Raw genomic sequence first — 26,415 nt, 5'->3', positions numbered from 1 at the left:
GGTAGCTCGTCGGGCTCATAACCCGAAGGTCGCAGGTTCAAATCCTGTCCCCGCAACCAAATGGTCCCGTGGTGTAGCGGTTAACATGCCTGCCTGTCACGCAGGAGATCGCCGGTTCGATCCCGGTCGGGACCGCCATTCTTTTAAAATGCGAAACTAGGTTTCGTTATTTTTTTTGTCTTTTTTTAGATAACAAAAAAGAATGAAGCCCCTTAATAAGGCCCCATTCCATCTACATACAACCTACCATCAATTATAATTTGCTTTATGTGCTTCCAAAATTTCTTCAGAAGTAGCTGCAGACCAATCTTCAATGGATGCACCTTCATTTGCGTTCACGAAGGATTGCAGCATTTTATAGCTTTCGCTGTAACCGTATTGACTCGGTAACCCGTTTCTTCCGCCTTTGAAGATTTCTTGTGTCTTTTTATCATCTTCTTTTTCCAATTCGCCTTCGATTCTTGTCCAAAGGTCTTTGTTGTATTCTTCGTCTACTGGTGCTACATCAATTTTAGGGTAAACAAGTTTTTGGAACATGGTTCCTTTTCCTTCAATGACAAGCCTATCTAAAACGGTAAATGTTTCGCCGTTATAATGATTGTCGACCCAGTAGCTATGGTGATACTTGTTAGCGATACCTGCTTTTAAGATATTGTTTGTTGTATTACGATCAAATAATACGACCAATTTGCCGACACCTGCAGTGACGAATGTTGCAGGAGCGTTATTGTCTGTTGGGAACACACATACCGTAGTTTTGCTTCCTTCGATAGGCAATTCATTTGAAGACTTAGTTAATGCTTCTTTAATAGAGGCATTTATTTTTTGTGAATCCATTCTTTTAAGGTTATCTTGAGCAGCAATTCTATTTTTTGGTGGAGCTAGAACGTATTCTGCGTTTTGCTCGAACTCTCCGCCTTTATAGCATCTATCTGCAACCTGATCAAGGATGCTTGAAGTGTACGATGCAGTTGCTTCTTCCCCTTTTAGGCCTTCTTCATAGAATGCCTCATACAACTGGTACACGTGGATTATCTCAAATTCTTGTCCATTATTTTCGAAGGTGTATTCTAAGCCGATTGCCTCCTCGGCATCTGTTTCTGTTCCTCCGTTGTTACAGCCTGTTAATGCTACTGCCATGATGAGAAAAAAGAAAAAACTAGTAAAGCGCATTGTATTCCCTCCTAAGTTAGTATTTGCCCCCTATATAGTATATATCGGCAACCAAGTTTAAATATTCTATAAATTATGACAAATTCCTTCTTTTTCATTAAATATTTATCAAGGAAATTTTACCCATAAAAAAGCCACCTAATGAGGTGGCTGCTGAAATCCTGTATAGCAATCGAAAAGTATGAGGGTTAATTGTACTAGTACTATTAATCTACAAGTTTGACAAGCATATGGGCGAGTTTATGACGCTCGTCCTTGTCGCCGACCTTCCATAATTCCTGAAGAAGCTTTTCTTCACTGTTTCTAGGGTCTTCATGCTTGGCTAAGTAATCTGCCACTTTTTCTGCGGCCATAGCAAGTTGTTCTTCTCCAAGGCCTACTTTCTTTCCTTTGGAGACCTTATCACTTAAATAGCTCTTGAAGGTATCGAAGTCGGCCAGGATCTGTTCTTTTTTGCCAGGGTCCATATTTTCTACTTTACGTTCTACTCTGTCTTGAGTAGCTTCACGATCTGTGTATGCCATTTCTTAGTTTCCTCCTCTAAATTTAAGCGTTCTCTTTTCCATATCCTTTTTATGGGAGGGTTAAACCTATTCATGCTTTTCTTGGCAGAATTATTTTCTTTATGAAGGTGCATTCGCTATAATAGTGGGTAGCAGTCGGAAGTAGAGGAGTGAAGACCTTGTCCATTTCAGATGAATTTGCTTTTATTAAGGATATTCAGCCGGAGCGATTGTTCCATGCACAAAAGGTGGTTGGGATCGGAGACGATGCGGCAATCATCGGTGTGGAAGAAGGCTTTGAGAAAGTCGTATGTGTGGATACGATGGTAGAGGGTGTTCATTTTACTCGTGCTACAATGAAGCCTTTTGATATTGGTTATAAGGCGTTGGCATCTAATATTAGTGATGTGGCGGCGATGGGTGGATATCCGTTGTATTATCTTGTCTCCATCACGATTCCTAAGGGATGGAGCCAGGAGGAACTGAAAGCGATTTATGATGGCATGAGGTCGCTTGGGGACCAATATGAAATGGACCTGATTGGCGGGGATACGACTTCCGGCAAAACGATGGTGTTGAGTGTATTTGTAATTGGCAAAGTGGAAAAAGGAAAGAGACTGCTACGTTCCCATGCTAAAGAAGGAGATGTGGTGTTTGTCTCTGGAACAGTGGGTGATTCGGCAGGTGGGTTGGATATTTTGTTACATAATGAGGGTGCTTCTTTCAAACATCCATCTTTAATTGAGTACCATCAGCGCCCTAAGCCCCAAGTAATATTGGGAAGGATGCTAAGCAAGTTTGAACGTGTTTCATTAAACGATGTGAGTGACGGCTTGGCAAGTGAGCTTTTGGAGATTGCAGAGGCGAGCCAGGTAGATATTTTAATAAATAAGGAAACAATACCTATTAGTGAGGATTTACAGAATTATCGAACGGAAAAAGCCTTCCAATGGGCGATGACCGGTGGAGAAGACTTTGAATTGGTCGGTTCGATTCCAGAGATGGATTGGGCTAAGCTGCAGGAGGAGTGCCTGACAGCCGGAATTATGATTACGAATATAGGCACCGTCTCTAGGGGCGAAGGACGAGCCTTCTTAAAGTCTCATGACACTGTACAGGAATTAAAAAAAGAAGGCTATAATCATTTTAATAGAGGTTAGGAGTAGGATGATATGTTGCAAGTGGAGATTATGACACATTCAGCTGAGGAGACGATGGCAAAGTCCGAGGCGCTTGGCAGGTTGATGGAAGGCGGAGAGGTTCTGTTGTTAGAAGGAGATCTTGGCGCCGGGAAGACGACTTTTACAAAAGGCTTGGCAAAAGGACTGGAAATCAAAAGAAACGTGAACAGTCCGACCTTTACCATCATCAAGGAGTATCAGGGCCGTCTTCCGCTATATCATATGGATGTGTACCGCTTGGCTGACAGTGAAGAGGACTTGGGGTTAGATGATTATTTTGAAGGTGAAGGTGTCACCGTTGTGGAGTGGGCCCATCTGATTGAAGAGTTTTTACCAAGTGAACGATTGGAAATCTATATCTATCACCATGGCGATGATGAACGCAAGATTGTTCTCACACCAAAAGGGGAACGATATGAAGCTATATGTAAGGAGTTAATGGAATGACCAAAGTGCTAGCAATTGATACATCGACTTATGTGTTGGGTGTAGCTATAGTTGATGAAGATAAAGTGATCGGGGAACTGGTGACAAATGTGAAGAAGAATCATTCGTTGCGGGCGATGCCGGCAGTAGAGAAGCTGATGCAAGATTGCGATGTGAAGCCGGGTGATCTTGAGCGAATTGTGGTCGGAAAAGGACCTGGTTCTTATACAGGTGTAAGGATTGGTGTGACGCTTGCGAAAACGTTGGCGTGGTCGTTGAACATTCCGCTTGTTGGCGTTTCGAGCTTGGAGCTTGTAGCGGCGAACGGCCGATATTTTGACGGAAGCATCTGTGCTTTGCAGGATGCGAGACGCGGTCAGGTGTACACGGGGCTGTATCGTTACAAGGACGGCGAGTTGATGACGGAAGTGGAGGATGTCAACATCCTGATGACAGACTGGCTGCAAGGGTTAAAAGACAGACAGGAACCCGTACTGTTCATCGGAAATGATGTGCACCTCCATAAGGAAACCATCATAGAGTACCTTGGGGAACTGGCGCATTTCGCACAGGTGAGCGAACATAACCCAAGACCAAGTGAGCTTGCTTTTCTTGGCTTGAAAAGGGAGGCAGAGGATGCTCATTCCTTCGTGCCGAACTATACAAGGCTTGCAGAAGCAGAGGCGAAATGGCTGGAAAGTAAAGAAAAATAGGTGAGCGGGATGAATTCTTTAATTGGAATAACAAAAATGACGGTTTACGATATTGAAGGGGTGCACCGTGTGGAGCTGAAGTCCTTTGCCACACCTTGGACAAAGGATGCCTTCTATTATGAGTTGACCAACAATCCATATGCCCATTACCTTGTGATGAAAGAAGATGACCGGGTGATCGGATATTGCGGAATTTGGATTGTAATGGGAGAAGCGCAGATTACCAATATTGCAGTTGATCCTGCTTGTAGGGGTCGGAAGCTTGGGGATCTTTTGCTAGGAAAAGCGATGGAATATTGTAAAATGGTCGGAGCAACCACTGTTTCGCTTGAAGTAAGGGTATCGAATGTGGTGGCACAGGGACTCTACCGGAAACACGGCTTCCAAAACGGTGGAATTCGGAAAAAATACTATGTGGATAACAATGAAGATGCACTAGTGATGTGGGTGAATATATGAAACGAAATGAAGAAAAAGACGAACTAATATTAGGAATTGAAACGAGCTGTGATGAGACAGCTGTCGCAATCATTAAGAATGGAAAAGAGATCGTTGCGAACATTGTCTCCTCCCAAATTGAAAGTCATCAGCGTTTTGGCGGAGTTGTACCAGAGATTGCTTCCCGTCACCATGTGGAGCAGATGACGGTGGTGCTAGAAGAAGCGCTGGAGCAGGGCGGCGTGACGATGGCAGATATCAATGCTATTGCGGTGACAGAAGGACCGGGACTTGTTGGCGCTTTGTTGATTGGTGTGAATGCTGCTAAGGCGTTGGCGTTCGCTCATCAAAAACCACTCGTTGGCGTCCATCACATTGCAGGTCATATTTATGCCAATCAGCTGGTGGCTGACCTGGACTTCCCTTTGCTTGCGCTCGTCGTGTCAGGTGGGCACACAGAGCTTGTCTATATGAAAGAGCACGGTTCTTTTGAAGTAATCGGGGAAACACGTGACGATGCAGTAGGAGAGGCCTACGACAAAGTGGCGCGTACCCTTCAATTGCCTTATCCGGGTGGCCCGCACATTGACCGTATGGCTGGGGAAGGGACACCTTCTATTAAGCTGCCAAGAGCATGGCTTGAGGAAGACTCCTATGATTTTAGCTTTTCAGGCTTGAAGTCAGCAGTTATCAACACCCTTCATAATGCCAAGCAAAAAGGGGAAGAAATTGTTCCTGAAGATCTTGCGGCAAGCTTTCAAGAGAGCGTAATTGAAGTGCTCGTTGGAAAAACGATTCGTGCGATGAAGGAATACGGCGTGAATCAAGTGTTGCTTGCAGGTGGTGTAGCTGCTAACAAAGGGTTGCGCGCGGCATTAGAGGAAGCTGTGGATAAAGAGGGAAAAAACCTGGTGATTCCACCGCTATCCTTGTGTACCGATAATGCGGCGATGATTGCGACTGTGGGTAGTGTAATGTATCGATTAGGAAAGCGATCTGGGATGGATCTGAATGCGAATCCAGGATTAGATATTGAGAAGCCTTTTAACTGACGTTGTTCAGTTGGGAGGCTTTTTCTTTTGCCTCTTGAATGCGCTTGCTTTGTTGAGGGGAGCGGCTTTTGGCGGTGTGTTTACGGTTATCCACAAACCTGTGGATTAAATGTGGATAGTTACCCAAATATCCACTAAAATAAACCTCCGAAATGTGAATAAAAAATGTGGATAACTTTGTGTATTTTTGTGGATAGTGTGGATATTTATCTTGATAACTTATAAAACAAGGGTGGATATGTGTATAAGCTTGTGGGTAAGTGATGCCAATCGACAAGCTTCAGCAGGATCCCTATTTTGTTCGACAAAATGTGCGGTTGGGGGTGGGGAGGGTGTTGGTAACTTTGGATTTATGGGGGATGTGGAGGGGTTCTATGTGACTTACGGGTTGCTTTGAGAGCGGCTTCGGTCGTATAAAGGTGTTCTATTGGACAGAAGGGGAGCTTTGTGAGTGGCTTTGGTCGTATAGAAGAGTTCTATTGGACTGAAGGGTTGCTTTGAGAGTGGCTTCGGTCGTATAGAGGGGTTCTATTGGACTGAAGGGAAGCTTGATGAGAATCTTCAGTAGTATAGATTGCTTCTATAAGACTCTTATGATGCTCAGCACGCTGCTTCGGGCAAATAGAAATCTTCCCAACTACCTAACTTTTAATTGGGCGGTTGGTTTAACGTTTATCAGCGCCCGAAACTCATGCAACTGAACTAAAAAGGGAGTAGAGAAGCTGTCTCAACGCCCAAAAAAGGTAAATGGTTTAGATTTTGGTAACAGAGAGGCCCTCTCAGTGACCGAAGTTGCCCAGTTGTGCTGAAAAAGGTAGTAGAAGACCGCCCTCAAGCCCCTTCTGTAACAGATCCCCACCACATATAACTCTCCAAATTAATTTTGTAAAAATTGTTAATTAACCCATTGACTTCTACCTTCCTAGCTTATATAGTTAGTTACATAACTAACGAACCAAATAACATACAAACAATAACGCCAGTTAACAAAAGTAGGTGAAAACATGGAAATCAATCTCAAAAGTGACATCCCAATTTTCCAGCAGGTGGCAGAACTTATCGAGAGCGGCATCTTAGAAGGCAGCATGCAAGAGGGAGAGCGGGTGCCATCTACTAATGAATTTGCGAAATTTTATCAGATCAACCCAGCAACTGCAGCCAAGGGAATCAATCAGTTGGTCGATCAGGAAATCCTATTTAAGAAAAGGGGAGTAGGAATGTTTGTGGCGGAAGGGGCAAAGCAGATCATCCTGACAAAAAGAAAAGCGGCATTTTTTAAAGACTTCATCGTTCCGTTAAAAAAGGAAGCTAGCAAGCTTGGTATAAGTGCAGAGGAATTAGCGGCATTTATTAGTAGGGGGGAAGAGTCATGAAGATAGAGTTAAAGAATGTATCCAAAATCTATGGAAACAAAAAAGCTGTGGATAACATGTCACTAACGCTGGAGGAAAACAAAATCTATGGCTTGCTCGGACGGAACGGTGCAGGGAAAACGACATTGATGCAGCTACTCGCTGGTCACGCGGTTCCTTCATCAGGAGAAATCCTTATCAACAGCGAAAACCCATTTAACAACAGACAAATCACAAAAGATATTTGCCTGGTGAACGAAAGCAATAATTTCATCAAACGTCTTAAGATTAAGGACATTCTAAAAGTGGCATCGCTATTTTACCCAAACTGGTCCTGGGAGACGGCGAACGCATTGCTCACTACTTTTAACCTCAATCCTACTTTGAAAACAAAGGGGTTATCAAAAGGAATGGAATCCTCCCTTGGCATTATCATCGGGTTGGCAAGCAGAGCGAAAATCACGATTCTTGATGAACCATATATCGGACTCGATGCAGCGGCAAGGTTTAAATTTTATGAAGTGCTCTTAGAAGAATATGAAGAGTTTCCAAGGACAATCATCTTATCCACACATCTGATTGATGAGGTGAGTAACCTGTTTGAAGAGGTCGTCCTGATGAGAAGTGGGAAACTAGTCTTCCACAAATCCACAGAAGAGCTTCTTGATTCTAGTATCACGGTGTCAGGGAAAAAAGAAGTGGTGGATGAGTTTGCACAAGGCAAACGCGTATTGCATGAGTCCGTTTTGGCCGGTAGAAAGACAGCGACTTTATATGGCGAAGGTTTGACAGTAGAAGAAGCGGCTGCGCACAACTTGGATGCCGACAGGAGCTCCATTCAGCAACTGATGGTTTATATGACAGAGGAAGAGTTAAAGGGAGGGAAGCAATATGCTTAGGGATATGAAAGCAGTACTCTATTACTTGGCTGTCGATATGCGGTTTTCATTTATGGTGTTTTGGTCGATTCTGATTTTCAGTTTGACAGCCATGTTCGTTATTGTCCTCTCCTTTGACACAAATATGATTGTTTCCACAAGCATGGCTATCTATATTTTCTGCGGTATCACAGGCTTTTTGACCACAAAGGAGACCTTTCCTTATTGCATTAAATTTGGCGCGACAAGAAACCAGTACTTGCTTAGTGTGCTGATCTATTGCACGGCCGTGGCAGCGGTGTTCTCCACCATTCACGTCATCATTCAGAGTGTTTTCGGTTGGCTTGTGAATGTTGCAGGAAGTGAGCGATTCCTGATATTCCATTCAGTAGAATCAACTACATTAGCGGACACTTGGTATAACCAGCTACTTGTGGATATGGTCATCTGTTTCCTTCTTTTATCGCTTGGCTTTTTGCTGGGCACGATTTTTTACCGTCTTGGTCTAATTGGAGGCTTTGGTGCATTGGCACTGATAGCGATACTTATTCTCCTTCCAACTACAAGGGACTTCTTACTAAATGCGTTGGTGGATATGGACGGATGGAAGATGGGTCTTAACTTTTCAATGATACTGGCTGTAGCACTTTTCGCTTTCCTGCCGAATTGGGGAATGCTGAGAAAGGCTTCCACTTTGTCTAGTGCGACGAGATAGGGATATAGAAAAACCGCACAGTCCCATTGAACTGTGCGGTTTTTGCTAGTTTCGCTGTTTTTTCTTTTGGAAAAATATATAGTAAATCCCAAGACCCAACCCAGCAAGGTTGATTGCCAACATGACAAAATAGTAAGCCTCTATCGGGCCGGTAAAAATATAGTAAAAGTATCTAATCGTATTCATAACAATGACAAGCAATAAAATGACCGAAAAGGTTTTATTCATCAAATCCCCCTAACCACTTAAACAAGCTCTTCCCATTCCTCCATCAACGCAAGAAGTCTCTCTTGATAAGCTTCATTCGCTGTGTTCAACTCCAGCACTTTCTCATGATCCTGATAGACTTCAGGCAAGCAAAGCTCGCTTTCGTTATGCTCGATTTTTTGCTCGAGCTCTTCCATTTCTTTTTCGATCTCTTCGACGCGGCGTTTGCGCTGACGTTCGAGGCGCTTTGCTTCTTTTTCCTGTTCGTAGCTCATCTTCTCCGGTGTTTCAGCAGCTGTCGCCGATGTGGCCTTAGAACTTTTGGAAGGAGAAGTCTCCGCTTCCAATCGTTCCAGTTCCAACGCCTCTTCTTTTTTCTCGACATAATAGTCATAGTCACCAAGGTACTCTGTTGCTCCGACGGTACTTAGCTCATACACCTTTGTCGCCAACCGGTTGATAAAATAACGGTCATGGGATACGAACAGGATGGTGCCCGGATAATCAATTAAGGCATTCTCTAGAATTTCCTTGCTGTCCAAGTCCAAGTGGTTGGTAGGCTCATCGAGAATCAGGACGTTGGAGCGCTCCATCATCAGCTTGGAAAGGGCAAGCCTCGCCTTTTCGCCACCACTTAATGTGGATACTGGCTTCAACACGTCATCCCCGGAAAAGAGGAAGTTTCCTAGAACGGTCCGGATCTCTTTCTCCATTTTTTGAGGATACTCATCCCACAGTTCAGCCAATACGGTCTTGTTGGAAGTTAGGTCTGCCTGCTGCTGATCGTAGTAGCTGATTGACACATTCGCTCCAAAAGAAAACCTGCCCTCGAGCGGCTTTAATTTTCCTACAAGCGTCTTTAATAAGGTAGATTTCCCAATCCCGTTTGGCCCGACAAGTGCAACACTGTCGCCGCGGCTCATGGAAAAGTCCACTTGACGGAAGACAGGGTTCGTATCGTAGGAAACGGCTAGATCTCTTGCTTTAAGGACATCATTTCCACTTTGGCGGTCAATATCAAACATAATGGAGGCAGACTTTTCATCGCCTTTTGGACGGTCCATCACTTCCATCTTCTCAAGCTGTTTGCGTCGGCTTTGGGCACGTTTGGTCGTAGAGGCACGGGCCAAGTTCTTTGCGACAAAATCTTGCAGTTTGGCAATTTCGTCCTGCTGCTTTTCAAACATCTTCATGTCGCGCTCGTACTGTTCTGCTTTTTGCTCTAAATACTTGCTGTAGTTTCCAATAAACTTAGCAGACTGTTTACGCGAAATCTCATAAACAATGTTAACGACCTTGTCCAAGAAGTAGCGGTCATGGGAAACAATCAGCAACGCGCCGGGGTACCCTTGGAGGTAGTTCTCCAGCCAGGAAAGCGTGTCGATGTCCAAGTGGTTGGTCGGCTCATCCAGTATGAGGAGGTCCGGTTTTGTTAAAAGTAGTTTCGCAAGCGCTAGTCGTGTACGCTGTCCGCCGCTGAGCGTTTCAATTGGCGTTTCATAATCGTATTCGGAAAAGCGCAGTCCGTGCAGGACGGAGCGGATATCTGCTTCATATTGAAAGCCGCCTTTCTGTTTGAAGGCTTCTTGCACCTCGTCATATTCTTTGAGAATGCGAGCATATTGCGTCTCGTCTTCAAAATAAGCAGGGTCTCCCATTTTTGCCTCAAGTGTGCGCATTTGCGTTTCAAGTTCGCGCAGGCCGGTGAATACGGTCAGCATCTCGTCCCAGATCGAGCGCTCAGTCTGCAAGCCGGTGTCCTGGGCAAGATAGCCGATCGACACGCCTTTAGGTTTAATCAGGTCCCCTGAATCAAAGGATAGCTGATTGGATATGATTTTTAATAGAGTAGATTTCCCTGCCCCGTTGCGTCCGACAAGGGCGATTCTATCTTTGGATTGTACTTCTAGTTTTATATTCGATAAAATAAGGTCAGCGCCAAAGTATTTGGTCAACTGATTCACTTGTAAAATAATCATCATCTTCACCTCGAGTAATTCTAGGTTAAGTGTATCTTTCTTTGGGGTTTACATCAAGATTTTGGGTATCTTGCTTTTGATGGAGGGGCTGATTTTGGACGAATCGCCCGTAAATCCAAATTATCGCCCGATTCTGTTTTGGTCCGAGCCCCGAACTTCGAGCATCACCCCTTAGGGAAACCATCCCAAGCAGGAAAAATAGTATAGACATAGAAATGTAATCGTTTTCGTTCCGTGTTAGAATAGAAAGGCAAACAGGTTCGACAAATGGGGGAGTAAAATGAATAACGAACAAATGAAAATTCCACAGGCAACGGCTAAGCGCCTGCCGTTATATTATCGTTTCATCCAGAATTTGCATTCGTCCGGCAAGCAGCGCGTGTCATCAGCGGAGCTTAGTGAAGCGGTAAAGGTGGACAGCGCCACGATTCGCCGGGACTTCAGTTACTTTGGCGCGTTGGGGAAAAAGGGATATGGATATAATGTTCAATATTTGTTAACTTTTTTCAGAAAAACGCTCGACCAAGACGAATTGACATATGTTACTCTAATAGGTGTAGGTAATTTAGGAACCGCCTTCCTACATTATAATTTTATGAAAAACAATAATACGAAAATAGTGATGGCCTTTGATGTGGACGAGTCTAAGATCGGCTCGGAAATCGGGGGAGTCCCTGTTTATCATTTAGACGATATTGAAGAGCACTTGCCAGAGAATGTAACGGTAGCCATCTTGACGGTTCCGGCTCCGGTAGCACAGCCAATAGCGGATAGACTTGTAGAAAAGGGCGTAAAGGGTATACTGAACTTTACACCGGCACGTATCAATGTACCTGAGGAGATACGTATCCATCATATTGATTTGGCGGTGGAACTGCAGTCATTGGTATATTTTCTCAAGCACTATCCAAGCGAGTAAAAAAGTTGTAGAATAAGAATTTCGAGGAGGTGTCAAATATGGGTTCATTAGGAATGGGAAGCCTCTTACTTATTGTATTTGTAGCACTACTTATCTTCGGTCCAAGCAAGTTGCCTCAACTTGGTAAAGCAGCAGGTAACACATTGCGCGAATTCAAAAACGCAACTAAAGGATTGGCCGATGACGACGATTCTAAAGAGAAAAAAGAAGAAACGAAGTAATGTAAGGATGAACATATATGCTAGATAGAGAAATGTCGGTGTATGACCATATAGGCGAGCTCCGAAAAAGAATCATCATCACAGCATCCTTCTTTTTCGTTTCGGCAATCGGCGGCTTCTTCTTGGCCGAACCGATCATTGTCTATTTACAGCAAACAGATGAAGCGAAAGAGCTGACGATGAACGCCTTTCGTATGACAGATCCCATCAAGATCTTTATGCAATTCGCCTTTTTAATTGCATTTATTATAACGTTCCCTGTCACGCTCTATCAGCTTTGGGCCTTCATCAGCCCAGGCTTGTTAGAAAAAGAACGGAGAGTAACGTTAAGCTATATACCAATTTCCATTTTCCTGTTTTTAAGCGGACTAGCTTTCTCTTACTTCATTTTATTCCCGTTCGTCGTGGATTTCATGGGTAGACTGGCAGACCGGTTGGAAATAAACCAGGTAATCGGAATCAACGAATACTTTCAATTCTTGTTTCAGCTGACCCTACCGTTTGGATTACTATTTCAAATGCCGGTAATTGTGATGTTCTTAACAAGACTAGGCCTCATTACCCCAACCTTCTTGGTGGAAATCCGTAAGTTCGCTTATTTTGGCCTGCTTGTGGTCGGTGGATTAATTACACCGCCAGAACTGATCTCGCATTTGATGGTAACCGTCCCGTTGTTTTTGCTATATGAAATCAGTATTGTGATTTCCCGCGTTTCTTACCGAAAAGCGCAGAAAGCGGCAGCGTTGATGGAGCAGGAAGAGAAGATGAATAATTAAGATGACGCAGGCTCGTCCCTTTATTGAGAAGGGGGCGGGCTTGTTTTTGGTTTGGCGGTGGGACTGGGGCCAGTTAGGTGGGGCGTCAGGACAGGTGGCACGGGGGTGATGGGTTTGGTGGACTGAATCGATGGGTCATAGGGACACATGACGGGCCCAATCGTACCAATTGTCCGAAGATTTTCGAAAGTTGACCGAAGTTTCCCCGAAAGTGACCAAAGATTTGGCAAAGTTGACCGAAGTTTCTCCAAAATTGACCGAACGAAATTTTGAGTTGTCCAAAGCTCGTTAAAAGTTGGCCGAACAGCAACCTCAAATGTCCGAACCCCCCACAAAAAAACAAGGAAATTGTCCGAACAACTAAACGAATTGACCGAACCCTTCGAGAGCCACCAAAAAACGAGTGATTTCCCTCTGTTTTTCATCAAAATAGGTAACATTCCAAAAGCATCTGCGCCCCACACCCAAAAGCACATACCAATTACCCAAAACCACTTCTGGTAAAAACCAACCCAAACCATCCCTCAGTAAGAGCGAATCCCAAGTTGATTGCAGTGAAAGGCGCGTAGACGCCCGCGGGAGGAAGGGACAGGTTAGACCCCTGAAGCGTTGTGAGGAGGTTCACGGACCGCCCGCAGGCAAGCGAAGCGCCTGAAACGGAAATCAACTGTTCCCACAGGACTCCCCTAAACAAAAAAACCCGCACCACAAACCAGGTACGAGTCTCCAATCACTTTTTCTTCTGTTGTATCTCTTTAATCTTTAAATGTAGCAGATAAGACCGAATAGCTACACCAAAGTCAAAAGTGGCAATGAGCATCAGCAGTATGGTGTGCCAGTGCCAGATGGTATCCCTCACAGAGACAATCGCCAGGTACAAGAACAAGCTGCCCATGATCGCATAGAAGAAAACCATTCGTAATGGTGTTATTTTCATGTGCAAATCCTCCAGGTAAGTTCAGCTCTAACGGAGAGCTGTTTAAAAGAACGAAATGAAATTCGGTAAGTTCTTCTGCATTTCTTCCATTTGACGCATCATTTCTTCAATATCATCGCGGAATACATATTGCACGGTTACCACAAAGGAGTTCATGGCAACGTGGGCGATGATGGGAACGATGATGCGGTTCGTTTTTACATATAGGAAAGCGAAAATGCCTCCCATGACAAAGTATATGAGCAGATGCTTGAAATCTTGGTGGACCACGGCAAAAAGTAGCGAACTCACTGTCAGTGCGATAGCAAAGTTAAACTTCTTATAGATGGCACCGAAAATGATCTTCCGGAAAATGATTTCCTCTAGAATTGGTCCAGCGACAGCAACGGCAAAAATCATGATAGGGAATGCCGTCACAAATCCCATGATCTCTTGTGTATTCTCAGAGCCAGGCTGAATGCCGAAAATCTGCAGTTCAATCTGTGCCGCCACAGCCTGCCCAATCAATGCAAGCGGGAAGCCGACAGCCGCCCAAAGAAATGTTTTAGGGATGGAGGCCGTTTCGCCTCGGAAGTCCCCTTTGGTCCATTCGTTGCGGAGTATCCAGGCTACAATGGCCAATCCAATCGTAAAACTGATAAATGCCCAGACGCCGATGAGATATGGCTCTCTGGTGGCACGCTCCATGCCTTCCCCGACGCCAAGCCAGATCAACAGCGGGTAACCAAGCAATCCGGACAGCTGCATCAGGACATATGTAATAATGACCAACCAATAGTTTTTTGTCATAATAAGCTCCTCTTATGCATTATTCACTTTTCGTATTGTACCATATAATCTATATGTCCCTGTAACGATAAGGTTTCCCATAATCCGCAGATTTTACGAAAAGAATGCGTTTAAACCTCGAGGCACATGAAGATAATGAAAAGGGTTGCAAGTCGAAAATTTTTTAGATAAAGATACTTGCAAAACAGAAGCAGATTCATTATTATAATAATTGTGTTAGCACTCAAGTGATAAGAGTGCTAATAAAAAATATTACATATGAAACCAAGGAGGTTGTTTTCATGTTAAAGCCATTAGGCGATCGCATTGTAATTGAACTTGTTCAATCAGAGGAAAAAACGGCAAGTGGTATCGTATTACCGGACTCTGCGAAAGAAAAACCTCAAGAAGGTAAAGTAGTAGCAGTAGGATCTGGCCGCGTACTAGAAAGCGGAGAGCGTGTAGCACTTGAAGTAGCACAAGGCGACAGCGTAATCTTTTCTAAATACGCAGGAACTGAAGTGAAATTCGAAGGAAAAGAACTTCTTATCCTAAAAGAAACAGACGTACTTGCAGTAGTAAGTAAATAATCTAATCATCAAAGCGGAGAGCTAACCGAACTAGCCCCGCATCTTATAAAATTTCAAACTGGTTGATTGTAGTGGAAGGTGTGAGACTCCAGCGGGAGGTAGCGGTAGCTTGAGACCCCGCAACGAAGTGAGGAGGCTCAAGCACACGCCCCGCGGAAAGCGAACACCTGCAGCGAAAATCAACCGAGCAGTAACAAAAATAAATTCTAATTTTCCTAAGGAGGTCTATCTATCATGGCAAAAGAAATTAAGTTCAGTGAAGAAGCCCGTCGCTCCATGCTTCGCGGTGTAGACAAACTAGCTGATGCAGTGAAAGTAACATTAGGACCAAAAGGACGTAACGTAGTACTTGAAAAGAAATTCGGTTCTCCACTAATCACAAACGACGGTGTAACAATCGCGAAAGAAATCGAATTAGAAGATGCATTCGAAAACATGGGTGCGAAACTTGTAGCTGAAGTTGCAAGCAAAACTAACGACGTTGCTGGTGACGGTACTACAACTGCAACCGTTCTTGCGCAAGCAATGATCCGCGAAGGATTAAAGAACGTGACAGCTGGAGCGAACCCAATGGGCGTTCGTAAAGGAATCGAAAAAGCGGTTGCTGTTGCAATCGAAGAGTTAAAAACAATCTCTAAACCAATCGAAGGCAAAGCTTCTATCGCACAAGTTGCAGCGATCTCTGCAGCAGACGAAGAAGTAGGTCAATTGATTGCAGAAGCAATGGAGCGCGTTGGTAACGACGGCGTTATCACTTTGGAAGAATCCAAAGGCTTCACGACAGAGCTTGAAGTAGTAGAAGGTATGCAATTCGACCGTGGATATGCATCTCCATACATGGTAACAGATTCTGACAAAATGGAAGCTGTTCTTGAAAACCCTTATGTGTTAATCACAGATAAGAAAATCACGAACATCCAAGAAATCCTTCCAGTTCTTGAGCAAGTAGTACAACAAGGCAAGCCGTTGTTACTGATTGCAGAAGACGTAGAAGGCGAAGCGTTGGCTACATTAGTAGTGAACAAATTACGTGGAACATTCAATGCAGTAGCGGTTAAAGCTCCTGGATTCGGTGACCGTCGTAAAGCAATGCTTCAAGACATCGCAGTACTAACTGGCGGAGAAGTGATCACAGAAGAACTAGGTCTTGACCTAAAAACTGCGAACATCAGCCAATTAGGACGCGCTGACAAAATCGTTGTAACGAAAGAAAACACGACAGTTGTTAACGGACACGGCAACACTGACGAGATCCAAGCTCGCGTTGGCCAAATCCGTGCACAATTAGAAGATACAACTTCTGAATTCGACCGTGAAAAATTACAAGAGCGCCTAGCTAAAATCGCTGGTGGCGTAGCTGTAATCAAAGTTGGAGCGGCGACAGAAACAGAACTAAAAGAGCGCAAACTTCGTATTGAAGATGCTCTAAACTCCACACGTGCTGCTGTTGAAGAAGGAATCGTAGCCGGTGGTGGTACAGCATTCGTAAACATCTACAACAAAGTAGCAGAAATCCAAGCAGAAGGCGACGAAGCAACTGGTGTGAATATCGTTCTTCGCGCAATGGAAGAGCCTGTACGCCAAATCGCGCACAACGCTGGCCTAGAAGGATCTGTTATCGTAGATCGTCTAAAGAAAGAAGAAATCGGAGTTGGATTCAACGCAGCAACAGGCGAATGGGTAAACATGCTTGACGCTGGTATCGTAGACCCAACCAAAGTATCTCGTTCCGCACTACAAAACGCAGCTTCCGTATCTGCGATGTTCCTAACTACCGAAGCAGTAGTAGCAGACATCCCAGAAGAAAACGCTGGCGGCGGCATGCCTGACATGGGCGGCATGGGTGGAATGGGCGGAATGATGTAATTCCGTTTCACTAAACTGTGAAGCTGATCTGCAAGAAAATATTATTATTAAAGGACTACTTCCCCAAAAATGGGAAGTAGTCCTTTTTACTTTGGAAAATTATCGTCCCAATGCAAACATATATAGTAGTGGTTTTGTAAGTAATACTTCTCTATACATTAAAAGACCAAAATTTGCAATTTATTTCCAAATTAGGAAGGTGAATAATTACTTTTGTAGAAATTAGTCATAATGATTATTTTGATGTGGAGTGAATGGCTGATGAGCGAGATTCAATTTGCTTTTGTAGATGAATTTGGAAACTATGGCTTTGATTTCGAGAAGGATGACGTCTCTACACATTTTATTATTGTTGCTATTCTTGTTAAAGAATCAAATAAAGAGATATTGGAGGGAAAAGTAGAAAATATAAGGCAGAAGTTTTTTCAGGCTGGTGAAATGAAGTCAAGTAAAATTAAAAATAATCATAAGAGAAGAAGCTTAATTCTAAATGAGCTAAATGGTCTACCTTTTCACATTTTTGCTTATATCATAGATAAAAGAAAAATAAGTGAGAATGCAGGAATTCGATATAAAAGGACATTTTTCAAATTCTTAAATAGGCTATTATATGATGATTTATTTAGAACTTTTGAACAACTAAACCTCGAAGCTGATGAATATGGAAATAAAGAGTTCATGGAAGGATTTAAACGGTATGTGAATCAGAAGAGTATCCCCGATTTATTTAACAACTCTAGTTTCGGGTTTAATAATAGTAAGTCTAGTATCCTTGTACAATTAGCTGATCTTCTCGCGGGTACAATAGCTAAGGGGTTTGATAAAAAACAATTAACAGATGAATTTCAGGTTTTTAATAAAATCTTAGAAAAGCACATTATAAGGTTAGAGTATTGGCCAAAGGACTATAAAAATTTTTTGGTTAACCCCAAAAAAAATGAAAATAATAGACCATTTGACGAAGTGATTTTAAAACAGGCAGTCAACTTGGCTTTTCAGTATATTGATAAGACTGGCAATATTGAAGATATAGAGGAAAAGGATAGAAATGATTTTTTGAAGTTTTTGCTATTTAAAGTATACCAAAACCACAATGAATATATTTATGCTCATGAAATTCTTGATAACCTTAATGCGATTAGGAATAATAAAATCAACGAGCATTACTTTAGGTCAAATATTGTATCAAAATTGAGAGATAAAGGGTTATTAATTGCCAGTAGTAATAAAGGATATAAGTTACCTACCTGTATAGAAGATCTATACGATTTTGTTAACTTAACTAGTCTAAATATACATCCAATGATTCAAAGAATCACAAAATGTAGAGACCAAATTTTGTTAGCTACTAATAATGAAATAGATATTCTTGATAAGGAAGAATATGAAGATATAAAAAAAATTGTAGACCTCTCAAAAGGACTAGGCTAATATTATTTTTTCCTTCGCTCTTGCTAAAGGGACATTTGTGTCAGTTATGGTAAAGTATGCGGTATTCACGTGCCATTAAAGAAATAAAATGGAAATCAGTTTTTATTATCAATATTGATAATTTTCTTCGTGAACTAAAACCTGACGGAGGTATAATCATGATTAAAGTGTATGTCGATAACACAACGGACGAATTTTTATCGGCTGTAAACAAAAATATCAATGAATTTCTTAAATTCTATGTTACAACACAAGAAGACAACGAGGTTGATATTCGTTACGAAGGGATATTTCCTGATTTTTTATTTAGGACCAATAATTCAAAGTGTAACGATGTAGTAAAAGAGCTATATGAATTTTCAAAGGATAGGTACATACATACTTTATCTCCTCTGCATGAATACGCACTATTTTATATTTTAGATTATTGCGAAGATATCTATAATGATTATGAACAAGATAAAGAGGAAGGACATGATTCGTTATTTAAAATAATAGAAGAGAATTACGAAGACGAAGAAGAATATCCTAATGAAAATGGAGGATATACATTATTTAATTTTCATACATTTGAATTTTATTACCAAAACCTTTTTCAAGATTTTGATTTTCTCGATGTAGACCATTACTTTAATAAGTTTAAAATGTCTCCTGCCTTTTTCAATAATAATATTAATGTAAACTTAGATGATTATATGGAACTCATGCCCTTTGACATTAGAGATGAATACCTACGGATAAAACGATTAAGTGAAATTAAAAATGTTAATGAACAAAGCAAAAAAAGTAAAAACGAATATACAGAATCCCTAGTAAATAGTTTGAAATGTATTATTCCAGGTAAAAATGAAGCGAAAAGATATGAAATATTAATGGAAGAAATACTGTCATATGCTTTTTCAGCGCATCTTACAGAACCACGTGTCCAGGTGAAAACTTTCGATAATAGAGAAATTATTGATATGACCTTCTATAACTCTGCTACCAAAGGTTTTTGGCATGATGTGAAAATCAAACATCATAGTAATGTAGTCGTCGTTGAATTTAAAAACAAAGAACTTCTTGGGAATGATGATATTTTTCAGATATCAGCTCGACTAAATGATGATATTGGTAGATTTGGTATTTTGGTTGCAAGAAAGATAACAAAACTAGATAAAGAAAGGATTTATAGAAGGCTTAACAAAAGTAATAACGTAATATTGTTACTTTCTGACGAGGACATTATACAAATGTTGAGAATGGATGTAGATGCCACTGCCTATATAAAAAATATGTATAGACTGTTTTTGGAAGAAGCATAAAAATTACTACAATCATCACCTTGCTTCCAATAATGCTGTTGAAGGAGGAATCGTAGCCGGTGGTGGTACAGCATTTGTAAACATCTACAACAAAGTAGCAGAAATCCAAGCAGAAGGCGATGAAGTAACCGGCGTCAACATCGTTCTTTGCTCAATGGAAGAGCCTGTACGCCGCCAAATCACGCACAACGCTGGTCTAGAAGGATCTTTAATCGTAGATCGTCTAAAGAAAGAAGAAATCGGAATCGGATTCAACGCAGCAACTGGCGAGTAGGTAAACATGCTTGAAGTTGGTATCGTGATCCTACTAAAGTAACTCGCTATGCACTTCAAAACGCAGCAAGCGTATCTGCGATGTTCCTAACTACTGAAGCAGCAGTAGCAGACATCCCAGAAGAAAACGCTGGCGGCGGCATGCCTGACATGGGCGGTATGATGTAAGGCTTGTGAGCCAAGCATCTGAAAAATAGTTCAATCAATTTCTACATTTTCTTCAAAAACTCTTCTAGATGAATATATATCTAATAAAAGACTACTTCCTATTTTAAGAAGGTAGTCTTTTATGTTGTTAAAACTGAGTTTGGGTGTTGATAATAGAAAAAAAGGAAACGGAAACAGAATTCTATGTATTTGTATTTTCATATAGTTCCAAAGAGTATAGATTCACTGACAACAATCATTTATATAATATCCAAAACAGTTTCAATTTTTATAAATACCCTATTGACAAAGATGTTAAATTTATTGATATTAAATTAAATATTCTAAAAATTAGAATAAGGAGCAGTGAATTTTGAATGTATATTACTAATAATAGAAACTATCCAAAATCTTTAGAATGGGAATCAAAGGTATTGGCAATGCCTAATATCCCAAGAGGTAAAGGTTACCCTACCACCCTAAGAGCTATATTAATCGCTTTAAAAGAACAGAAACCATCCGAATCTATCATAAAAATTGAGGGTAGTAATCGCAAGGAAAGTTTAGATGAAATGTGTATAAGATTACGGCCATTAAATATTGTTAGCGGTAGCTCCAAAACAGATTGGGTAATTTCAAATGAAGCTTTAAAGTGGTTAGAAGTAGAAGATTCTTCATTTTTGGCCGCAATTCTTAGTGCTAAGGTTAAATTTTTCTCGGAGATCCTACACATTCTTTCGAAAGAAAAATGTCAGGTGCAACAAATATTGAAAACAGCTGTAGAAGATTACGGCATTCCTTGGAAAACAAAACAAGAGACACTAGCAAGATTAAATTGGTTGAAGGATTTAGGTCTTATTGAATATGAAGATTTTAGTTACAGTTATTTAATTACTGATTTTGGGCAAAAATTCTTAAATCAAGTGGGCTATGTTGACCATTTGAGTATAAAAAGGGGGTTAGATCAAACTCTAGATGAGACGGAAATTCAATTGTCAGACTGGGCTATGGATTTATGTAAAACAAGTAATAATAATGAAAGAAAAGATGGAATTGGTTACTTTCCCGGTAGTGTAAATTCTATGCATCAAACGCTTATGGAATATATAGCACTAATGGATAAACCAACCACAATACAAGATCTTATCAAATATTCAAATGGAAAATACGGTTTAAAAGTCAGTTCAATTAGAAGTTTTATAACGCCATTAAAAAATCTTGGGTTCATTGAGCAAATCTCCAAAACGGATTATCAAATAACTGATATAGCTAAAAGGCTATCAATTAAAAATTTGGAAATGGACTTTGCTTGCTGTATTCATAGTAAATATAAATTTGTATTTGAAATACTGGCGGAAATGGGTGATGAAAAAATTAGAGTAAGAGAGTTACAAGATATTGCGAGAAATTCCTATGGTTTTACCTATAAGGATACTTCAGAAATTCACAAGAGGATACATATACTAAAGAATGCAAAACTAATTAGAGAAACGGGTCCTGATACCTACGGCATAACTAAACGTGGAAAAAACTTTTATGAGAAAATTAAAGATTGTCTTTCATTGAATACAAATCAAAATAAACAAGTTGAAAACCCTATAATAAAAAATGATATTTCCAGTTCTTTGAATAAAATTCTATACGAAATAAAAGATGCTTCTCAAGATTCTACAAATTCAAATCGTTTTGAAGAAGCCTTAAGGCTTGGATTTAGCTTATTAGGATTTAGAGCTGAGCACATAGGTGGAGTCGGAAAAACAGATGTACTCCTTCATGCACCTACTGCGCCTAAATTTACTTATTCTGTATCAGTTGATGCAAAATCAACGCATTACAACGAAGTCTCAGAGTCTTCAGTTGACTTTATTACAATAAATGAACACAAAAAGAAGCACAAAGCAGATTTTGCTGCAATTGTTGGTATAAGTTTTGGTGAAAAGTCTCGTTTGATCAAGAGGGCAGAAGAACACAACGTTCTTTTGATTGATGTAAACTCACTAACTCGAATGATTAGTTTGCATACTAAAGTACCTTTAAATGCTGAAGCATATAAAAAAGTATTTAATCAAAATGGTTTGGTAAATATACAAGTGCTCGATGAGGATGTTCACAGAATTGAAAGAGAAGGTCTTTTAATGCAATCAATTATAGATTGTTTGTCTGAACAAAGTAATGACCCTTATACAAAAGGAATGATAAGAGCGCGCGAAATTTACTTTATGTTAAAAAAGGATGAACGATTCAATCTATCGCCAGATATAGATGAAATAAAGTTGATGTTAGAACTCCTTTCTTCACCTTTAATTGGTTGTGTAGGCAAAGAAAAAGAAGAATATTATGCTTTAGGCTCATCCAGTGATGCTGCTCAAAAGTTTCAATTTTATTATAAATCATGCGCCAACAATAAAATTCTCTAATATTCTGGGAGTAATAATAGAATAGAGGGATGGTTATTTGGAGTTTTTAAGACGATTTGATGTCTGTCAGAGGTTATAGAGTATATGTCTCAAAACGTTCAGTTGAAGAGACCATATTTATCCGAATAGATATAATCATATTAATAAAAAAGCTTAATCTAAGCCCCTGATGTCGTAAGGAAACGCTCGAACCGTCCCCTGATCTATTTTATAGACCCAATAATATTGCGATAGTTTGATCAAGTGTATCTTGCTGTTGTCGAAAATCTTTCTACGATATCTTAAGTTCCCTACCATTTTGGAAAATGAATAAATAATTATAGCTAGAAAATTGAATACCAGAAAAAGTTGATAAAGTATCAGTTAAATTAATCTCTTTTGATATGACGTTGTGAGTAAGTTAAAGTTTTCACATTATTTTTTGTTAGGTCATTGCTATTATTTAGATACTAAGCTCTAATTATAAAGTCTTTATTAAAAACTAAGAGATTAACCTGTATGGTACCGTCAATTAAATCATCAACTTGAATCAATGACCCAAGTTCTATTCCCGGCTCAATTACCGTTGAGAGGGTATGTGCAAAGCTCTTTCCTTGTGGATATTCAATTAACCAATCATAAAGTTGTTTATAAGTGAAATTCATAGTTTTTAGCCTCCTTTATAATACATAATTCGATAAAATAAAGGAATTTCCTGTAAAGTTGTGGAATATATAATCGAATTAAGGAGGAATTGGTTTAAAAAATAAATCAACAAGATTACTAAATAAAATGTTTAATACAGAAGAAGTTGTATGTTTTTATGCAAAAGGTTTACATAATCATATTGAAAAGTATCTAGTTATACTTTGCTAATAAGATAGTACAAAATTTTGTTCATGAAAGGATTGTCAAATCTATTAAACACGCAGTAGCTGAAGCGAAATTCATAGAGATACATTCGAACTTAGTAGCTAGCATCGAATGAAGTGCTTATTAAATAGGAATAATCTTTTCCCTCGTAGTATAGGAAACACTGAAAATAATTTTAGAATTGTTATCTTTTTACTTGGGTTGTGAAATTTCAATAAATATTTTTATCTAAAATATTCTTTCGTACATAGAGGTTAGGTGGGTGGTAATAAAATGAGGTATAAAGCTTTGATTATAGCTGTAGATCAGTATAACAGTGCAAATGCTCTTCCTAATACAGTGAATGATGCTTTAGAAATAAAGCGCCTTTTAGTGGAGTCTCCTTCTTTTTTTAAGGAACAGGATGTCCAAGTTTTTAAAGGAACTATCTCAAGAGGGAATATTTTACTGTCTGCTTTAAATTCTTTTTTTGAAAGCGCAATTGATACGGATGTACTATTTCTATTTTGGGCAGGACATGGTGCATTTATAAATAATGAGGGTTATTTTGTTCCGTTTGATGGAGATATTTGTTCTCCAAATAAATCAATGATAAAAATGTCCGAAGTAAGAGATATGATTGAGAAGACTACGGCTAGCACAGTTTTATCTTTTTTTGATACATGCCATAGTGGAGCGATTACACGAAACATTCAACAGGATATGCACCGTGGCTTAGAAGTTAAAGGGGCAGGCAAGGTACTTATTGCAGCTTGTACAGAGAGTCAATATGCTTGGGATAGGGGAGGTCACGGAGCTTTTACTGACTATTTAATTCGTGGGTTAGAGGGAGAAGCAGCTGATAGAAATGGTGATATAGATGTTTATAATTTATATTCTTTTGTAAGCAAAAGGTTAAAGGAGGAATTTCCAAATCAGAGTCCTGTAATAAAAAGTACTCTGAACGGAGAGCCAATGTTAATAAAAAGAGTAATAAATAGGAGCGAATCGACTTCAGTAAAAGTAACAACAAATTCTATAGAAGAACAAGTAAGTTCATCTGGACTTAGTTTTTGGCTTGGTCCAATAATAGCCGACTATGATGAGTTTCATATAAAAAACAAGGTCGAATATCAAATAACACTTATTAATCCTGATTCTAAAATAGAACAAGCTTTAAAGAGCATGAGAGATAGATATCCATTTGCTATAAGAGATGAGGCGGATATAGTATCTATTGAAAATATTGACATTAAATCTACACGAGAAGGGACAATCATTGTTGTAAACCTAAAAGGTACAGGAGAAAGCATTAACTCAATCTTTTCTGAAATGTCAGTTGGTGGTGGGATGGGTAAAACACTTACTCCTGACGAGATAGCAATGTTGCGTATTAGACGCATTCTGTTTGGTGAAAAAGTTATACCGTCCGGCTATGGAGATTCCTTAGTTGAATCAATGATTAGTAAGCCTATAAATGCAAAAATACAAGTAATACCAAATATTATTTCGTACTTAGCAAGTCAAAGATACACACCTGAGAAAATACGAGTTATGATTGTGGGATCTCTTATACTAACTGGTGCAATTGAAAAAATAGAAACTCTTTCACTTACGTTGGATAACGGGGTAATTACTAAAATTCAGCTTATAGGATTTCGTCCAAAATATTATTCTAATGTCGATCCTAAGAAGATAGATGTTAATGAAACCATAAATATTCCAATTTAAATTGTGGTAAATTTTTTTGAAATGCAGAGGTCGGTTTTTGACACTTCTTTTGAAATTCGGAAACTGCAGGAAAACCGTCCCTCTCTCCTTATGAAGTTGTTTAAAGGGATAGAAGAGGTGAAAAGTTGAAAAAGACTTAACTATATTAAATATAAAATTTTACAAACGTTATGTGAGGATTTTAATGATGAAAATATCACAGAAGAAGTTACCTTTATTTAATTTGAAAATCTTTATGTTATTGTTGCTGCCTATTGTAATATTGAGAGATGCTAACATTTTAAAATCGTATAGTATATTACAAATTAATATATTGTACTGGACATTAGGCTTTGTACTAGTAATAATTTGGGCGTTCTTTATACATTATATGGTTTATTATCGAACGCTTATTAGATTCCGTAACTTGGATGTTATATTTAACAAAAAGGAAATATTTAATTTTTGCTTTAGGAAGAATAGTTTAAGGTTTAAAAATTTATTATTATTTTTTATATCACCAGATTATATTTTCGCGAAAATTTTTAAAGAAATATTAGAGGAACCATTAAAGAGAAGAATTGTTATTATCAATAAAGAAGTAGCAACAAATGGAAGGTATAAAAAGTTTGTTTGTAGTACCATTGCCTATTTAGAATATCAAATGAAAAAAAGAAGGAAATTGTTTATTATAATGAGTAATTGGGCAAACATTATATTTGCAAGTGTTTTGGTTATTTTTGTAATTTTAGAGGGCGTAAAAACTTACAACGAAGACATTATTAGCCAAATTTTTTTTACATTTGTTATTTTACATACTTTTTCTAGAGCATTTGAAATATGCTATGCATTTTATAATGATGTAGTTTCTACAAGAATGACAAGAGATTTAAACATAGGGGAGAAATTATCTACTTTAAAAAGAGGTAATCGAATATCTCTCGCAGTTCATAGTTATTTAGAAATCACGTTACTTTTTTCACTCATTTACTATCTTGGATTTAGTATCTTATGTCCTCCACCTGAAGTTGACCAAAAGTTTATAGATTATATTTTATATAGCTTCTCCGTTTCAGCTTTTAACTTTTCCTTTGATTCATCCGACTTTACAACTTTTGGGAAAGTCCTGCATGTGACTCAAGTTTTTACTTGTATAATTCTTGTTGTTCTATCTATAGCCAATTATATGGGGTATAAAGATAGAATGTCAGATTACGAGAAAAGTGACTGGAAAAGTCGTAATTACATTTAACATTTTTTTAAATAGGGAAGGGCCTCCCCCTTTGCTATTAGAGAATATTTGATTGTAATTCAAACATAATGTAAATTTTAAGAGGCTTCCGTTAGCTAACTGCTGGAAGCCTCTTTGTTTATAACAGAACTTTAAAGTAAGAATCCATGTAAAAACTTCTTTATGCACAAAATCGTTGACCCGAACAAGTCGGATACCCATGAATATCCTGTATCCTAATCACATCATATTGTTTCAACGCAAATTGACCATGATACAAGTATTCCAACACCAGAAGCTTCCGATTAAAGGTCCCACATAAAACCCCGGAAGTCTCTGTCTCATCTACAAAAGAAACCCCAATAGGCAGATTCATT

At 39.6% G+C, this 26,415-nt stretch carries 25 protein-coding genes, 1 tRNA gene and 2 pseudogenes; 20 read left to right on the top strand and 8 right to left on the bottom strand.

The annotated features are described in order from the left end of the window. Positions 1–62: 62 nt before the first annotated feature. A tRNA-Asp gene (locus tag HF078_RS18040) sits at positions 63–138 on the top strand. A 111-nt stretch (positions 139–249) separates the two neighbouring features. Here HF078_RS18040 and HF078_RS18035 read toward each other — a convergent pair. Further along, entirely contained in the window at positions 250–1,173 is a 924-nt protein-coding gene (locus tag HF078_RS18035; RefSeq protein ID WP_169292393.1) for a DUF2268 domain-containing putative Zn-dependent protease, read from the bottom strand. 206 nt (positions 1,174–1,379) lie between these two features. Then, positions 1,380–1,640: a DUF3243 domain-containing protein gene (locus HF078_RS18030; protein WP_392396781.1), complete on the bottom strand. Its 261-nt coding sequence runs from the start codon at positions 1,638–1,640 to the stop codon at positions 1,380–1,382. A gap of 215 nt (positions 1,641–1,855) precedes the next feature. On the opposite strand from HF078_RS18030, the gene thiL reads away from it, so the two are divergent. The 8 genes and pseudogenes from thiL to HF078_RS17990 all read left to right on the top strand — a co-directional run bounded on the left by thiL (position 1,856) and on the right by HF078_RS17990 (position 8,431). Next, on the top strand, positions 1,856–2,836 hold the full coding sequence (gene thiL, locus HF078_RS18025) for a thiamine-phosphate kinase (RefSeq protein WP_169292392.1): 981 nt from the start codon (positions 1,856–1,858) through the stop codon (positions 2,834–2,836). A 12-nt stretch (positions 2,837–2,848) separates the two neighbouring features. Further along, positions 2,849–3,323, top strand: a pseudogene (gene tsaE / locus HF078_RS18020) (tRNA (adenosine(37)-N6)-threonylcarbamoyltransferase complex ATPase subunit type 1 TsaE). Beyond that, entirely contained in the window at positions 3,310–3,996 is a 687-nt protein-coding gene (gene tsaB / locus HF078_RS18015; protein WP_346775373.1) for a tRNA (adenosine(37)-N6)-threonylcarbamoyltransferase complex dimerization subunit type 1 TsaB, read from the top strand. The pseudogene tsaE and the gene tsaB overlap by 14 nt, the downstream one beginning before the upstream one ends. A gap of 9 nt (positions 3,997–4,005) precedes the next feature. Continuing rightward, complete coding sequence (gene rimI / locus HF078_RS18010; protein ID WP_169292389.1) at positions 4,006–4,455, top strand: ribosomal protein S18-alanine N-acetyltransferase; 450 nt, start codon at positions 4,006–4,008, stop codon at positions 4,453–4,455. Beyond that, positions 4,452–5,486 (top strand): tRNA (adenosine(37)-N6)-threonylcarbamoyltransferase complex transferase subunit TsaD, encoded by a 1,035-nt coding sequence (tsaD, locus tag HF078_RS18005; protein WP_169292388.1) that lies wholly within the window; start codon positions 4,452–4,454, stop codon positions 5,484–5,486. The genes rimI and tsaD overlap by 4 nt, the downstream gene beginning before the upstream one ends. Before the next feature lie 1,004 nt (positions 5,487–6,490). Beyond that, positions 6,491–6,859 carry a GntR family transcriptional regulator gene (locus tag HF078_RS18000; RefSeq protein ID WP_169292387.1) on the top strand — a complete coding sequence of 123 codons (369 nt, stop codon included), beginning with the start codon at positions 6,491–6,493 and terminating at the stop codon, positions 6,857–6,859. Next, the gene (locus HF078_RS17995; RefSeq protein ID WP_169292386.1) at positions 6,856–7,737 is read left to right on the top strand and encodes an ABC transporter ATP-binding protein; all 882 of its coding nucleotides are present in this window, start codon (positions 6,856–6,858) and stop codon (positions 7,735–7,737) included. The genes HF078_RS18000 and HF078_RS17995 overlap by 4 nt, the downstream gene beginning before the upstream one ends. After that, positions 7,730–8,431, top strand: a complete 702-nt coding sequence (locus HF078_RS17990; protein WP_169292385.1) for a DUF4052 family protein — start codon at positions 7,730–7,732, stop codon at positions 8,429–8,431. Before HF078_RS17995 ends, HF078_RS17990 begins: the two co-directional genes overlap by 8 nt. Before the next feature lie 45 nt (positions 8,432–8,476). Here the strand turns inward: HF078_RS17990 and HF078_RS17985 are convergent, their stop codons facing one another. Further along, the gene (locus HF078_RS17985; RefSeq protein ID WP_169292384.1) at positions 8,477–8,659 is read right to left on the bottom strand and encodes a hypothetical protein; all 183 of its coding nucleotides are present in this window, start codon (positions 8,657–8,659) and stop codon (positions 8,477–8,479) included. Positions 8,660–8,676: 17 nt separating this feature from the next. Beyond that, positions 8,677–10,617, bottom strand: a complete 1,941-nt coding sequence (locus HF078_RS17980; protein ID WP_169292398.1) for an ABC-F family ATP-binding cassette domain-containing protein — start codon at positions 10,615–10,617, stop codon at positions 8,677–8,679. Positions 10,618–10,897: 280 nt separating this feature from the next. Between HF078_RS17980 and HF078_RS17975 the strand changes: the two genes are divergently transcribed. Genes HF078_RS17975 through tatC form a run of 3 tightly spaced genes read left to right on the top strand, consistent with a single transcriptional unit; the run spans position 10,898 to position 12,533 of the window. Then, positions 10,898–11,536, top strand: coding sequence for a redox-sensing transcriptional repressor Rex (locus HF078_RS17975; protein ID WP_168863166.1), 639 nt, complete (start codon positions 10,898–10,900; stop codon positions 11,534–11,536). A 38-nt stretch (positions 11,537–11,574) separates the two neighbouring features. Then, on the top strand, positions 11,575–11,757 hold the full coding sequence (locus HF078_RS17970; RefSeq protein ID WP_010191755.1) for a twin-arginine translocase TatA/TatE family subunit: 183 nt from the start codon (positions 11,575–11,577) through the stop codon (positions 11,755–11,757). 17 nt (positions 11,758–11,774) lie between these two features. After that, positions 11,775–12,533: a twin-arginine translocase subunit TatC gene (gene tatC, locus HF078_RS17965; protein ID WP_169292383.1), complete on the top strand. Its 759-nt coding sequence runs from the start codon at positions 11,775–11,777 to the stop codon at positions 12,531–12,533. A 730-nt stretch (positions 12,534–13,263) separates the two neighbouring features. Here the strand turns inward: tatC and HF078_RS17960 are convergent. Together HF078_RS17960 and HF078_RS17955 are read right to left on the bottom strand one after the other, a co-directional pair. After that, positions 13,264–13,470: a YdiK family protein gene (locus HF078_RS17960; RefSeq protein WP_060666777.1), complete on the bottom strand. Its 207-nt coding sequence runs from the start codon at positions 13,468–13,470 to the stop codon at positions 13,264–13,266. Between the two features lie 42 nt (positions 13,471–13,512). After that, positions 13,513–14,259, bottom strand: coding sequence for a CPBP family intramembrane glutamic endopeptidase (locus HF078_RS17955; RefSeq protein WP_169292382.1), 747 nt, complete (start codon positions 14,257–14,259; stop codon positions 13,513–13,515). 281 nt (positions 14,260–14,540) lie between these two features. Here HF078_RS17955 and groES point away from each other — a divergent pair, with 281 nt between their 5' ends. The 6 genes and pseudogenes from groES (at position 14,541) to HF078_RS17925 (ending at position 22,266) form a co-directional block, all read left to right on the top strand. Further along, positions 14,541–14,828: a co-chaperone GroES gene (gene groES / locus HF078_RS17950; protein ID WP_060666775.1), complete on the top strand. Its 288-nt coding sequence runs from the start codon at positions 14,541–14,543 to the stop codon at positions 14,826–14,828. Between the two features lie 234 nt (positions 14,829–15,062). Next, positions 15,063–16,694, top strand: a complete 1,632-nt coding sequence (gene groL, locus HF078_RS17945) for a chaperonin GroEL (RefSeq protein WP_060666774.1) — start codon at positions 15,063–15,065, stop codon at positions 16,692–16,694. A gap of 261 nt (positions 16,695–16,955) precedes the next feature. Continuing rightward, a complete protein-coding gene (locus HF078_RS17940) occupies positions 16,956–18,125 on the top strand; it encodes a DUF3800 domain-containing protein (RefSeq protein ID WP_169292381.1) in 1,170 nt (389 codons plus the stop codon). 158 nt (positions 18,126–18,283) lie between these two features. Next, complete coding sequence (locus HF078_RS17935) at positions 18,284–19,429, top strand: hypothetical protein (protein ID WP_169292380.1); 1,146 nt, start codon at positions 18,284–18,286, stop codon at positions 19,427–19,429. A gap of 34 nt (positions 19,430–19,463) precedes the next feature. Then, positions 19,464–19,870: pseudogene (locus HF078_RS17930) on the top strand (TCP-1/cpn60 chaperonin family protein); the annotation flags it as partial. Between the two features lie 356 nt (positions 19,871–20,226). Beyond that, positions 20,227–22,266 carry a hypothetical protein gene (locus HF078_RS17925; protein WP_169292379.1) on the top strand — a complete coding sequence of 680 codons (2,040 nt, stop codon included), beginning with the start codon at positions 20,227–20,229 and terminating at the stop codon, positions 22,264–22,266. Positions 22,267–22,715: 449 nt separating this feature from the next. Here HF078_RS17925 and HF078_RS17920 read toward each other — a convergent pair whose 3' ends face one another. Continuing rightward, positions 22,716–22,910, bottom strand: coding sequence for a hypothetical protein (locus HF078_RS17920; protein WP_169292378.1), 195 nt, complete (start codon positions 22,908–22,910; stop codon positions 22,716–22,718). A 481-nt stretch (positions 22,911–23,391) separates the two neighbouring features. On the opposite strand from HF078_RS17920, the gene HF078_RS17915 reads away from it, so the two are divergent. Both HF078_RS17915 and HF078_RS17910 read left to right on the top strand, forming a co-directional pair. Further along, positions 23,392–24,828 (top strand): caspase family protein, encoded by a 1,437-nt coding sequence (locus HF078_RS17915; RefSeq protein WP_169292377.1) that lies wholly within the window; start codon positions 23,392–23,394, stop codon positions 24,826–24,828. Between the two features lie 184 nt (positions 24,829–25,012). Continuing rightward, entirely contained in the window at positions 25,013–26,059 is a 1,047-nt protein-coding gene (locus HF078_RS17910; RefSeq protein WP_169292376.1) for a hypothetical protein, read from the top strand. Between the two features lie 160 nt (positions 26,060–26,219). On the opposite strand, the gene HF078_RS21345 is transcribed toward HF078_RS17910, so the two are convergent. Continuing rightward, positions 26,220–26,414: a hypothetical protein gene (locus HF078_RS21345; RefSeq protein ID WP_240951790.1), complete on the bottom strand. Its 195-nt coding sequence runs from the start codon at positions 26,412–26,414 to the stop codon at positions 26,220–26,222. Position 26,415 lies beyond the last annotated feature (1 nt).

It is taken from the genome of Bacillus sp. RO2 (assembly GCF_012911845.1).
Lineage (GTDB): Bacteria > Bacillota > Bacilli > Bacillales > Bacillaceae_I > Sutcliffiella_A.
The sequence above is the reverse complement of the archived record's forward strand: the minus strand, read 5'-3'. Positions and strand labels throughout refer to the sequence as shown.